At 72.1% G+C, this 12,293-nt stretch carries 9 protein-coding genes and 2 pseudogenes; 6 read left to right on the forward strand and 5 right to left on the reverse strand.

Annotation, left to right across the window (positions count from 1 at the left end; all coding sequences use genetic code 11):
- Window positions 1–99: 99 nt before the first annotated feature.
- The 3 genes and pseudogenes from ABZ990_RS30690 to aceE form a co-directional block, all read left to right on the forward strand.
- A pseudogene (locus tag ABZ990_RS30690) lies at window positions 100–1,059 on the forward strand (2-oxo acid dehydrogenase subunit E2); the annotation flags it as partial.
- Between the two features lie 125 nt (window positions 1,060–1,184).
- The gene (locus ABZ990_RS30695; protein WP_359875042.1) at window positions 1,185–1,808 is read left to right on the forward strand and encodes a GntR family transcriptional regulator; all 624 of its coding nucleotides are present in this window, start codon (window positions 1,185–1,187) and stop codon (window positions 1,806–1,808) included.
- Between the two features lie 387 nt (window positions 1,809–2,195).
- Window positions 2,196–4,916 (forward strand): pyruvate dehydrogenase (acetyl-transferring), homodimeric type, encoded by a 2,721-nt coding sequence (gene aceE, locus ABZ990_RS30700; RefSeq protein ID WP_361238736.1) that lies wholly within the window; start codon window positions 2,196–2,198, stop codon window positions 4,914–4,916.
- A gap of 155 nt (window positions 4,917–5,071) precedes the next feature.
- On the opposite strand, the gene ABZ990_RS30705 is transcribed toward aceE, so the two are convergent.
- On the reverse strand, window positions 5,072–6,598 hold the full coding sequence (locus tag ABZ990_RS30705) for a protein kinase (RefSeq protein ID WP_361238739.1): 1,527 nt from the start codon (window positions 6,596–6,598) through the stop codon (window positions 5,072–5,074).
- Between the two features lie 63 nt (window positions 6,599–6,661).
- Between ABZ990_RS30705 and ABZ990_RS30710 the strand changes: the two genes are divergently transcribed.
- Window positions 6,662–7,627 (forward strand): YafY family protein, encoded by a 966-nt coding sequence (locus ABZ990_RS30710; RefSeq protein WP_361238742.1) that lies wholly within the window; start codon window positions 6,662–6,664, stop codon window positions 7,625–7,627.
- 89 nt (window positions 7,628–7,716) lie between these two features.
- On the opposite strand, the gene ABZ990_RS30715 is transcribed toward ABZ990_RS30710, so the two are convergent.
- Window positions 7,717–8,655, reverse strand: a complete 939-nt coding sequence (locus ABZ990_RS30715) for an SDR family oxidoreductase (protein WP_361238745.1) — start codon at window positions 8,653–8,655, stop codon at window positions 7,717–7,719.
- A gap of 99 nt (window positions 8,656–8,754) precedes the next feature.
- Between ABZ990_RS30715 and ABZ990_RS30720 the strand changes: the two genes are divergently transcribed.
- Window positions 8,755–9,282: a DUF4240 domain-containing protein gene (locus ABZ990_RS30720; RefSeq protein WP_361238757.1), complete on the forward strand. Its 528-nt coding sequence runs from the start codon at window positions 8,755–8,757 to the stop codon at window positions 9,280–9,282.
- A 28-nt stretch (window positions 9,283–9,310) separates the two neighbouring features.
- Here ABZ990_RS30720 and ABZ990_RS30725 read toward each other — a convergent pair whose 3' ends face one another.
- Both ABZ990_RS30725 and ABZ990_RS30730 read right to left on the reverse strand, forming a co-directional pair.
- A complete protein-coding gene (locus ABZ990_RS30725; protein WP_361238748.1) occupies window positions 9,311–10,192 on the reverse strand; it encodes an SDR family NAD(P)-dependent oxidoreductase in 882 nt (293 codons plus the stop codon).
- 8 nt (window positions 10,193–10,200) lie between these two features.
- The gene (locus ABZ990_RS30730) at window positions 10,201–10,995 is read right to left on the reverse strand and encodes an SDR family oxidoreductase (protein WP_361238751.1); all 795 of its coding nucleotides are present in this window, start codon (window positions 10,993–10,995) and stop codon (window positions 10,201–10,203) included.
- 132 nt (window positions 10,996–11,127) lie between these two features.
- Between ABZ990_RS30730 and ABZ990_RS30735 the strand changes: the two genes are divergently transcribed.
- On the forward strand, window positions 11,128–11,769 hold the full coding sequence (locus tag ABZ990_RS30735) for a TetR family transcriptional regulator (RefSeq protein ID WP_361238754.1): 642 nt from the start codon (window positions 11,128–11,130) through the stop codon (window positions 11,767–11,769).
- Window positions 11,770–11,774: 5 nt separating this feature from the next.
- Here the strand turns inward: ABZ990_RS30735 and ABZ990_RS30740 are convergent.
- Window positions 11,775–12,152 (reverse strand): annotated as a pseudogene (locus tag ABZ990_RS30740) (GNAT family N-acetyltransferase); the annotation flags it as partial.
- Window positions 12,153–12,293: the final 141 nt, after the last annotated feature.

Genomic DNA, 12,293 nt, shown 5'->3' on the forward strand with positions numbered 1-12,293 from the left:
GGCGTGTTCTCGTCGCGTCCCACGACCAGGCCGCAGTCGAGGAATTCCGAACGCATGATCTTCTCGGCCAGATCGACCCCGATGAGGCCGGCCCCCGTCGCCACTCCGGCTCCGGCCGCTGTCGCGGAGCCGGCCGAGGACGGCGCGTACGTGACCCCGCTGGTCCGCAAGCTCGCCACCGAGAACGGTGTCGACCTGGGCACCGTCAAGGGTTCGGGCGTCGGCGGCCGTATCCGCAAGCAGGACGTCCTCGCGGCCGCCGAGGCCAAGAAGGCCGCTCCGGCCCCCGTCGCCGCCGCTCCGGCCGCCGCCAAGGCTCCGGCCCTGGAGGTCTCCCCGCTGCGCGGCCAGACCGTCAAGATGACCCGCATGCGCAAGGTCATCGGCGACAACATGTTCAAGGCCCTGCACACCCAGGCGCAGCTGACCACGGCCGTCGAGGTCGACATCACGAAGCTGATGAAGCTGCGCAACCAGGCCAAGAACGCCTTCGCCGCCCGTGAGGGCGTCAAGCTGTCCCCGATGCCGTTCTTCGTGAAGGCTGCGGCCCAGGCGCTCAAGGCGCACCCGGTGATCAACGCTCGTATCAACGAGGACGAGGGCACGATCACCTACTTCGACACCGAGAACATCGCGATCGCGGTGGACTCCGAGAAGGGCCTGATGACCCCGGTCATCAAGGGTGCGGGCAACCTGAACATCGCCGGCATCTCCAAGGCCACGGCCGACCTCGCGGCCAAGGTCCGGGCCGGCAAGATCACGCCGGACGAGCTGTCCGGTGGCACCTTCACCATCAGCAACACCGGCTCGCGCGGTGCCCTGTGGGACACCGTCATCGTGCCGCCGAGCCAGGTCGCCATCCTGGGCATCGGTGCCACCGTGAAGCGCCCGGCCGTCGTCGAGACGCCCGAGGGCACGGTCATCGGCATCCGTGACATGGTCGTCCTGGCCCTGTCGTACGACCACCGCCTGGTCGACGGCGCCGACGCCGCCCGCTACCTGAACGCCGTCAAGGCGATCCTGGAGGCCGGCGAGTTCGAGGTCGACCTGGGCCTGTAAGGCAGCCGCGTCGCCTCCGGGCAACGTAACGAGCCTCACCAGCGGCGCCCCCACCCGGATGTGTTTCCGGGTGGGGGCGCCGCCGTATTGTCTAGAGGACCGTGTCTCCTGAGGAGCGAGTTCTCATGACCATGCCCGTCGTCCATTCGCTGCGCGAGCAGATCCGCGAGCACATCGTGGAGGGCATCGTCAGCGGCCGCTGGAAGCCGGGCGAAAGGATCGTGGAGCGGCGGATCGCCACCGAGCTGGAGGTCTCCCAGACGCCCGTGCGCGAGGCGCTGCGCGAGCTGGAGTCGCTGCGGCTGATCGAGTCGGCGCCGAACAAGGGCGTCCGGGTGCGCAATCTCACCGCCGCGGACCTGGAGGAGAGCTATCCCGTGCGGGCGGGTCTGGAGCAGATCGCGGCGGAGCTGGCGGCCGGCCGGCTCGCGGCGGACTGCTCGACCCTGGAGCCGCATGTGGCGGCCCTGTACGAGGCGGACGCGGCCGGCGACGGCACGGCGCAGGTGCGGCACACGGTGGCGTTCCACCGGGAGCTGGTGAAGGCGGCCGGGAACAGCGTGCTGCTGCACACCTGGGAGGGCCTGGGCATCGAGGTGTTCACGGCGCTGTCGATCCGCTGGCTGGGCACGGTGCAGAAGTCGTACGCGGAGGAGCACCAGGAGCTGGTGGAGGCGTTCCGCCGGGGCGACCCGGACATCGGCGCGCTGGTGAAGGCGCATGTGCTGGGGTGCGCGCCGCGGGCGTGACCCGTCGGTCGCCGGGGGTGATTCCCCGCCACCCGGGGCGTGACCCTTTTTCGCCCTCCGGGGCGTGAATCCGGCCACATGCCCCCATGTTTCCGAGCGGGTCCGTCGCGTACGACGGGCCCGCTCATTCGTGCGCGCGGTCTCTCACCCGGCCGCTCCACCGGCGCCGATCCCCCGCGATTCCTTCGAAAACAAGGCACCGGGTGCCCATTTACTTGGCACCCTGTGCCTACTTTCTTGAAATCGAGAGGTTTTTCGGTTCAATACTTTGATCGATCATCGATCGGAGGATTACAGTTTCCGCGGGCCGTCACCCGGCCCGCCGCCCTGTCCTGCCAGACATGGCCCCTTTATCTCCACCCCCCTCCTGTCCGGAAGGCGGCGATCATGACCGATCCCGTAGGCAAGATTCCGAGCGAGCTCGACCAGCTCCCGGACCGTGACACCGAGGAGACCGCCGAGTGGGCGGCCTCCCTCGACGCCGTCACCAAGGCCGCCGGCCCTCACCGGGCCGCCTACCTGATGCGCCGCACGCTCCAGCACGCGGAGGGCGCGGGCCTCGCCCTGCCCAAGCTGCTGGAGACGGACTACCTCAACACCATCCCCACCTCCGCCGAGCCGTCCATCGGCGCGGCCGGCGGCGACGAGGAGATGGAGCGCCGGATCACCGCGTGGAACCGCTGGAACGCGGCCGCGATGGTCACCCGCGGTGCCAAGCACGGCGTCGGCGGCCACATCGCCACCTTCGCCTCCGCGGCCTGGCTCTACGAGACCGGCTTCAACCACTTCTTCAAGGGCAAGGAAGCCGAGGACGCTCCCGGCTCCGGCGACCAGCTCTACATCCAGGGCCACGCCGCCCCCGGCATCTACGCCCGCGCCTTCCTCGACGGCCGGCTGAACGAGTCCCACCTGGACAACTTCCGCCAGGAGGCCGGCGGCAACGGTCTGCCGTCCTACCCGCACCCGCGCCGGCTGCCCTGGCTGTGGGAGTTCCCCACCGTCTCCATGGGCCTCGGCCCGCTCTCCGCGATCTACCAGGCGCGCTTCAACCGCTACCTGACGAACCGCTCCATCAAGGACGTCTCCGCCTCCCACGTGTGGGCCTTCCTCGGCGACGGCGAGATGGACGAGCCGGAGGCCACGGCGGCACTCGCGCTGGCGGCCCGCGAGGGTCTGGACAACCTGACCTTCGTCATCAACTGCAATCTGCAGCGCCTCGACGGCCCGGTCCGCGCCAACTTCAAGATCGTGCAGGAGCTGGAGGCCCAGTTCCGCGGCGCCGGCTGGAACGTCGTCAAGAGCCTGTGGGGCAACGCCTGGGACGAGCTGTTCGCGCTCGACACCACCGGCGCCCTGGTCCGCCGGCTGCGCGAGGTGCCGGACGCCCAGGTCCAGACGTACCAGACCCGCGACGCCGCCTACATCCGCCAGGACTTCTTCGGCAAGGACCCGGCGCTCGTCGCGATGGCGCAGCTGCTGGGCGACGACAAGATCCTCGAGTGCTTCCACCTGTCCCGAGGTGGCCACGAGCCGCGCAAGGTGTACGCCGCGTACAAGGCCGCCCTGGAGTTCAAGGGCGCGCCGACCGTCATCCTGGCGCAGACCGTCAAGGGCTTCACCCTCGGTGAGGGCTTCGCGTCGAAGAACGCGAACCACCAGATGAAGAAGCTGTCGTCGGACGAGTTCAAGCGGATGCGCGATCTGCTCGACCTGCCGATCTCGGACGCCCAGTTCACCGACGGCCAGGTGCCCTACGGCCACCCGGGCGCCGACTCCGCCGAGGTCCGCTACCTCCAGGAGCGCCGCGCCGCCCTCGGCGGCCCCGCCCCGGCCCGCCGCGTCCACCCGCTCGCCCCGCTGCCGGCCCCGGCCGACAAGGCGTTCGCGGCCTTCGACAAGGGTTCCGGCACGCAGTCCATCGCCACCACGATGGCCTTCGTGCGCCTGGTCAAGGACCTGGTCCGGGACAAGGAGACCGGCAAGCGCTGGGTCCCGATCGTGCCCGACGAGGCCCGTACCTTCGGCATGGAGTCGCTGTTCCCGTCGCTCGGCATCTACTCGCCGAAGGGGCAGACGTACGAGCCGGTCGACCGCGACCAGCTGATGTACTACAAGGAGGCCGTCAACGGCCAGATCCTGAACGAGGGCATCACCGAGGCCGGCTCGATGGCCGACTTCATCGCCGCTTCGACGTCGTACGCGACGCACGGCGAGGCGATGATCCCGTTCTACATCTTCTACTCGATGTTCGGCTGGCAGCGGACCGCCGACCAGATGTGGCAGCTCGGCGACCAGCTCGGCCGCGGCTTCCTCGTCGGCGCGACCGCCGGCCGCACCACGCTGACCGGTGAGGGCCTGCAGCACGCCGACGGCCACTCCCCGGTGATCGCGGCCACGAACCCGGCGGCGCTGAGCTACGACCCGGCGTTCGCGTACGAGGTCGCGGCCATCGTCAAGGAGGGTCTGCGCCGGATGTACGGCGAGGCGGCCGAGGGCGAGGACCAGAACGTCTTCTACTACCTCACCGTCTACAACGAGCCGATGCCGCAGCCGGCCAAGCCGGGTCACGCGGGTGTCGACGAGGGCATCGTCAAGGGCCTGTACCGCTTCAACACGGCCGAGTCGGCCGGCCTGGAGCTGCCCGCGAACGCCGCCCGCGTCCAGCTGCTCGCCTCCGGCACGGCGATCCACTGGGCCCTGGAGGCGCAGAAGACGCTGGCCGCCGAGTGGGGCGTGGCCGCCGACGTGTGGTCCGCGACCTCGTGGACCGAGCTGCGGCGCGACGCGCTGGAGGCCGACGCGGCCCTGCTGCGCGGCGAGGAGCGCGTCCCGTACCTGCGCCAGGCCCTGGAGGGCGTGGACTCCCCGGTGCTGGCCGTCTCCGACTACATGCGCCAGGTCCCGGACCAGATCGCGCAGTGGATCGAGCAGGACTACACCTCGCTGGGCGCCGACGGCTTCGGCATCTCGGACACCCGCGTCGCGGCCCGTCGCCACTTCGGCGTCGACGCCGAGTCGATCGTGGTCGCCGCCCTGGCCCAGCTCGCCCGCCGCGGCGAGGTCCAGGCCGCGTCGGTGAAGGAGGCGCGCGAGCGCTACGGCCTGTAAGGCCCGCCGTTCCCGGTCCGAGGGGCCGCGTCCGTACCCGTGGGGGTAGGGGCGCGGCCCTTCGGCATACGGGGGCGGCGGGCGTGCCTGCGGGGTGGGGGCGTGGGTGGAACAGAGGCAGGGGTTGGGGGCGAAGGCGGGGGCGTGGGCGGCTGTCAGCCGTCGGCCGGGAGCGTCGACGGCTCGGGTACGGCGGACAGCCCGTCCGCCAGTGCCTCCAGCTGGCGGACGATGCGGGCCCGCTGCTGGGCCAGGTTGCCCACGGGCTGGAACCGGCTGTCCGACAGAGTCGCGGCGATCTCCGCGCGGATCTCCCGCATCCGCGCCCGCTCGCCCTCCATCGCCGCCTGCCGCTCGTCACGCTGCTCGACGGCGCGTTCCACGATCGCGTAGGCCCGGCGCTCCGCGCTCTGCCGCACCTTGTCCGTTTCCAGGCTCAGCTGTTCCGCCTTCCGCTCGATCTCGGTGAGCCGTGCTTCCGCCGCCGCGTGCCGGGTGGCCAGGTCGCGCTCCGACTGGTCGCGGCGCCGGGCCAGGTTGGTCTCGAAGTCCACCGCCGCCTGAGCGGCCTTGGTCCGGGTCTCCTCGTAGAGGGCCGTGGCCTGGTCACGCATTTCCTGGGCATGCCGGCGCGCGTCGGCGCGGATGGCAGCGGCCTCGTCCTCGGCCTGGGCCCGCCGTTCGGTCACGTAGGCCTCCACGTCATTGCGGACCTGTTGTGCGGCCGACTCGGCCAGCAGGCGGTACTGCTCGGCGGCGGCCGCCGCGGCGGCCCGTAGCTCGGCGGCCTCCCGCTCGACCGCCGACAGCGCCTGCCGGCCGGCCTGTACCAGGCCGACGGCCGGGGCCGCGAAGCCGTCGAGGCAGGTCAGGACCTCCGCCGCGGAGGCGGGCCGGTCCTCCGGTTCGCGGGCGAGGAGCCGCATGACGAGCGCGGCGAGTTCGCGCGGAGTGCCGGGCGCGAGTTCGGCGACGGGGCGCACGTCGCCCTGGATCACCCGGTAGGTGATCGCCCACGCGTTCTCCCCGGTGACGGGCGCCCGGCCGGTGAGCAGGAAGTAGAGCAGCGCGCCCAGCGCGTAGAGGTCGCTGCGGTGGTCGACGGTCCGCTCGCCCTTCGCCTGCTCGGGCGACATGTACGCGGGGGTGCCCATGGGAAGGCCGGTGAGGGTCAGTCCGCCGTCGCGGAGCGTGTCGCCGAAGAACTTGGCGATCCCGAAGTCGAGGACCTTCAGCTCGCCCTGCTCGGTGAACATCACGTTGTTGGGCTTGACGTCCCGGTGGACGATCCCCCGCCGGTGCGCCGCGTCGAGGGCCGCGGCCACCTGCCGCGCCCAGGAGACGGCGGTCTCCTGGTCCGGCAGCGCGGTCCCGACCGCCTCGGAGAGGGTGGGCCCGGGCAGTCGCTCCATCACCAGATAGAGGACGTTCACGCCGTCGATCTCGGCGGCGCCCCAGTCGTGGGCGACGGGGGTGTACCGGCCGGGCAGTTCCGCGGCGGCCCGGACCTCACGGCGGAAGCGGAGCACGAGCGTCTCGTCCCGTGCGGCCCTGACGGCGAACTTGACCGCCACATCCCGCTGCATCCGCTGGTCGCGGGCGGCCCAGACCTCTCCCATCCCGCCGTGTCCGAGACTGCCCGTGAGCTCGTACCGGCCGTCCAGCAACACCCCCTGCCGCATCGCCGTTTCCTCCCCCTGTGGTCTCCGGCTCCAGGGCCACAGTATGGATGGCAGGCTGAGCGCATGCGTGCCGCCCGTCTCATCAAATTGGTGCTTCTTCTTCAGGCCCGGCCGTCGATGACGGCCGCCGAACTCGCCGCCGAGCTGGAGGTGTCGGAGCGGACCGTGGTGCGGGACGCCCAGGCGCTGTCGGAGGCGGGGGTTCCGGTGTACGCGGACCGGGGGCGGGTGGGCGGGTACCGGCTGGTCGGGGGGTACCGGACGCGGCTGACCGGGCTGGCGCGCGGGGAGGCGGAGGCGCTGTTCCTGTCGGGGCTGCCGGGGGCGCTGCGGGATCTGGGGCTCGCGGACGCGGCGTCGGCGGCGCGGCTGAAGGTGTCGGCGGCGCTGGCGCCGTCGGTGCGGGACGCGCCGGAGGCGGTGGGGCGGCGGTTCCATCTGGACGCGCCGGGCTGGTTTCAGGAGCCGGAGACGCCGGAGGTGCTCGCGCCGCTGGCGGAGGCGGTGTGGGGCGACCGGCCGGTGTCGGTCCGCTACCGGCGTCCGGACGGCGTGGTGGCGCGGGAGCTGGAGCCGTACGGGCTCGTGTTGAAGGCGGGGGTCTGGTACCTGTGCGCGCGGGCCGAGGGTGCGTTCCGCACGTACCGGGTGGACCGGTTCGCCGAGGTGACGGTGGGGTCCGGGGAGTTCGTCCGGGATCCGGGGTTCGATCTGGCGGGGTTCTGGACGGAGCGTTCGGCGGAGTTCGCGCGGTCGTTGCTGCGGACGGAGGTGGTGCTGCGGCTGACGGAGGCGGGGGCGCGGCGGCTGCCGTCCGTGACCGACCGGGCGGCGGCCGGGCAGGCACTGGCGACCGGGGTCGCCGAGCCCGGGGGTGGCGGGGTGCGGGTGACGCTGGCGGTGGAGAGCGAGGAGGTTGCTTTCGGTCAGTTGTTCGGGCTCGGTCCGGAGGTGGAGGTGCTGGCTCCGGCGGGCCTCCGCGAGCGGTTCGCGGAGGCCGCACGGCGGACGGCCGGGCTCTACCGGTAGCCGCACCCCCTCCGACCGGTCAGGGGGCATCGGTCAAAGCGAGGGACCAGGTCCCCAAGGGTCGGCGACCGGCAGTCGGAGACCAGCGGTCACCGATAGTCCTCCGCCCGCGCGTCCGGGTCGGTCTCCTGGGCAAGCATGTAGCCCCAGGAGTCGGGGCGGGAGCCGTCGGCGTCGGTGAAGCCGTACTCCTTGGCGAGCCCGCCGCTGTCGAGGGACCGCCCGTTCCAGCGGGCCCGGCCGGGGTCGGCGGCGAGGGCGGCGATGGCACGGCCGAGGTAGACCGGGGTCTCGGAGACGGCGAAGCCGGGGATCTTCGCGATGGCGTCGCGCCAGGTGTCCTCGGTGACGCCGAAGGTTTCCAGCATCTGTTCGGAGCGCAGCCAGCCGGGGCTGACGCAGACGGCGGTGGCCTCGTACGCGGCCAGTTCGGTCGCGAGGCCGAAGGCCATCCGGATCGGGGCGTTCTTGGCCAGGTCGTAGAAGACGTTCTCGCGGTAGTGGGTGCCGTTGTAGCCGGTGGTGCCGTCGGTGATCTCGACGAGCAGTCCGCCGGGGTGCCGGATGAGCAGGGGCAGGGCGGTGTGGACGGTGACGACATGGGTGCGCACGCCGAGTTCGAGCATCCGCAGGCCGTCGTCGAGGCCGATCTCCCAGGTCTTCTTGCCGAAACTGGGGCCGAGCAGGTGTTCGCCGCCCCAGACGTCGTCGACGAGGACGTCGAGCCGGCCCTGTTCGCGGTCGATGCGTTCGACCAGGGCGCGCACCTGGTCGGGGTCGAGGTGGTCGGTGGGTACGGCGATGCCGTGGCCACCGGCGGCGGTGACGAGTTCGGCGGTCTCCTCGATGGTCTCGGTGGTCCGGCCCACTTCGCTGACCGCGGCGCGGGTGGTGCGTCCGGTGACGTAGACGGTGGCTCCGGCGGTGCCGAGCTGGACGGCGATGCCGCGGCCGGCGCCCCGGGTGGCGCCGGCGACGAGGGCGATACGGCCGGCGAGAGGGCGGGTGCGGTCGGTGCTTTCGGTCATGCGGGCAGCCTGGCAGGAAAGCGTGACATCTCCTGTCCGGATTGTTTTCGGCCGTTTCCGAGTGCGGCGCGGGTCCGTACACACGATGCTGGACCCGTGATGGACGAGACGGAGTTCTGGAAGATCATCGACTCCACCCGGGAGCGCGCTGAGGGCGACCCGGAGGAGCACGCGGACCTGCTCGTCGAGCGGCTGACGGAGCTGGACCCGGACTCGGTGCTGGACTTCGCGCGCCATTTCGAGGCCCGGTACAACCGTGCGTACACCTGGGAGTTGTGGGGTGCGGCCGCGGTGCTGTTCGACGGCGCGGGCGACGAGGTCTTCGACTACTTCCGCTGCTGGCTGATCGGGCAGGGCCGGGAGGTCTTCGAGGGAGCGGTGCACGAGCCGGACGCGCTGGCGGAGCTGCTGGTCGACTTCGACGAGGAGATCGACGGGGACGGCGAGGAGCTGGGGTTCGCGGCGGACGAGGCGTACGAGCGGCTGACCGGCACGGAGGCGCCGGATCTGGGTATCCCGCCGCCGGGCGCGGAGCCGGCGGGCACCCCGTTCGATCTGGACGACGACGGGGTGCTCGCGGCCCGCTTTCCCCGGCTGTGGGAGCGGTTCGGCCCCGGGGAGGGGTGAGCGGCCGGGGCCGGACCGGGCCCGGCGGTCAGACTCCGAGCTGAAGCTCGGGGTTCACCTGACCGAGGATCATGTCGGTCCTCGGCTGGAGGGCGGGGAAGAGCTGCTCGGGCTGGGGTATCGCCCAGTACTTCCCCTCGGCGACCATGCGGAAGACGCGTTCGGCGTGCTCCTCGGGGGTGAGCCCGTGCGCGTCGGCGAGCTGCTGGAGCTGGTCGTTGAAGGCCGCGATCTCCGGGGGTTCGGTCTCGCCGGGGCGGGCCGCCCTGAAGATCTCGCTGTGGACCGAGCCGGGGGTCACGACGGACACCTGGATCGGCGCGCCCTTCATCTTCATCTCGTAGTGCAGCGACTCGGTGAGCGCGAGCACGCCGAACTTGGTGACGCTGTACGGGGCCATGAGCGGGCTCGGCAGGAGGCCGCCGATCGACGACACGTTGATCACCCAGGCCCGCTCGCCGCGTTCCAGCATGCGCGGGACGAAGGAGCGGACGCCGTTGACGTATCCACCGATGTTGACCTTGAGCATGGCGTCCCAGCGCTCCGCGGGGATCTCCCACGAGTAGCCCATGGCCATGATTCCGGCGTTGTTGACCAGCATGTCGACGGCGCCGAAGCGGTCGTACGCGGCGGCGGCGAGGGCGTCGACGGAGGCGGCCGAGGCGACGTCGGTGACCACGCTCTCGACCTCGGCGCCGTCGGCCCGCAGTTCGTCGGCGAAGGCGGCGAGCCGGTCGGCGGCGATGTCGGCGAGCACGAGCTTCATCCCGAGGCCGGCGGCGTGCCGGGCGAGGCCGGAGCCGATGCCCGAGGAGGCGCCGGTGATGACGGCCACCTTGCCGGCGAAGATCTCCTCGGCGCGGGCCGGGTCCTGCTCCACGGTCTGGTTCGCGTCCGTGTTCGTGTGCATGTGCGTCATCAGAAGTGCGTTCCTCCGTCGATCCGGATCTCGGTACCGGTGATGAACCTGCCGTCCTCGGAGCCGAGCATCGCGACGACCCCGGCGACGGTCTCGGGTCCGGCGAAGCCCTGGCCGAGGGCCGGGGACAGCTTGGCGAAGAGCGACCAGTCGGTGTCCTCGGGCAGGCCGGGGCCCACGGACTGCCGGCTGGCGCCGGAGCCGTCGGTCATGCCGGAGGAGATGGAGCCGGGCTGGACGGCGGTGAAGCGGATGCCGTCCTTCGCGTACTCGGCGGCGAGGGCGTGCGTCATGGACTGGATGCCGCCCTTGCTCGCCGCGTAGGCCGCCATGTAGGGGTGCGCGAACGTCGCCGAGGTGGAGGAGAAGTTGACGACCGCCGGGCCGTCGCCCTCCCGCAGGGCCGGTATGGCCTCGCGGATCACCAGGAACGTACCGGTCAGATTGATCCGCAGGACCTGTTCGAACGCGGCGAGAGAGGTCTCGTGGGTGTGCGAGGAACGCAGCACGCCCGCCGCGTTGACCAGTACGTCCAGACCGCCGAGGGCGGAGACGGCCCGGGCCACCCCGTCGCGCACCGAGGCCTCGTCGGCGACGTCGATCACGACCGCGGTGAGACGGCCGGCGGCCTCCCCGGCCTTGGCGGCGGTGTCCTTGAGGCCGTCCTCGCTGATGTCCGCGGCGACGACCGTGCCGCCCTCCGCCAGCATGCGCAGGACGGTGGCCTGGCCGATCCCGGAACCGCCACCGGTGACGAGCGCGCGGCGCCCTTCGTAGCGGGTCAGCTGTTTCATGACGACAACCTCTCGGTCGAGCTTTCACGGGGCCTTCCGATCCCGTCCACTGACCACCGTACGCCCAAGTGGCACGTTTTGCCATAGCTGCACAGTGTGCATTTCTGGCAGGCGTCGGCGTACCCTGAGGGAATGAGTGCGAAGCCCCGTCCTTCGACCCTGACCGAGCGCCGCAAGGCCGCCACGCAGCTCGACATCGCTCGGGCCGCCGCCGAGCTGTTCACCGAACGCGGGCCCGACGGCACCACCGCCGAGGAGATCGCCCTGCGGGCCGGGGTCGCGCTGCGCACCTTCTACCGCTACTTCCGCTCCAAGCAGGACGCCGTCGCCCCGCTGCTCGCGGGCGGCGCCGACCGCTGGCGCGACGCGCTCGCGGCGACCGGGCCGGGCGTCGCGCTGCCGACCGCCCTGGAACGTTCCATCGCCGACTCGCTCACGGCCCGGGACGCGGCCGACGAGGAGGGCCTGCGCTGGACCCGGGGGCTGTTGCGCGCGGCCGAGAGCGACCCGGCGCTGCGGGCCGTCTGGTACCGCGTCAACCAGGAGTCCGAGGAGCGGCTGCGGACCGTCCTCGGCGACCTCGCCGGCCCGGACGCCGACCCCCTCGAACTCCGCCTGGCCGCCGCCGCGGCCACCGACGCGATCCGCATCGCCCTGGAGACCTGGTCCGAGTCGGACGCCCCACCCGCCGGCACGGACGCCCCGGCCGCCCTCGCGCTGCGCTGCCTGCGCGAGCTGATGGGCGGCTCACGCCTGCTGGCCCGCGAGGAGTAGGCCGGTCAGCTCCCGGCGAGCGTCCGCCCCATCAGGACGTCGTCCACGTACTCCCCGTCCAGCAGGAACTCCCCCGGCAGGACCCCCTCCACCACGAACCCCTCGGAGACGTACAGCGCCCGCGCCGGGGCGTTGTGCCCGAGCACCCTGAGGGTGAGCCGGGTCGCGCCCTCCGCCCGGGCCCGCTCCCCCGCCGCCCGAAGCAGCGCCCGCCCCACCCCACGCCCCCGCGCACCCGGATCGACCGCGAGCCCCTGAATCTGCCGGACATGCGCGTTGCAGGCCAGCGGAGTGGGAGCCACGACCCGCACATACCCGGCCACCCCCAGATCGCCCGCCTCGGCGACCAGATAGTGCGCGGGAAGATGCCGCTCGTCGAAGAACCCCTGCCCCGGCTCGGGCGGGGGGGGGGCGGGCGGGCGCCCCCGCCCCCCCGCCCCCGCCGGCCCCGCGCGCCCCCCCCCCGCCCCCCCCCCGGGCGCCCGAAACACCACCCGCCAAACACCCCCCAACCCCCAAGGAAA

The organism is Streptomyces sp. NPDC046203 (assembly GCF_040646255.1).
Lineage (GTDB): Bacteria > Actinomycetota > Actinomycetes > Streptomycetales > Streptomycetaceae > Streptomyces.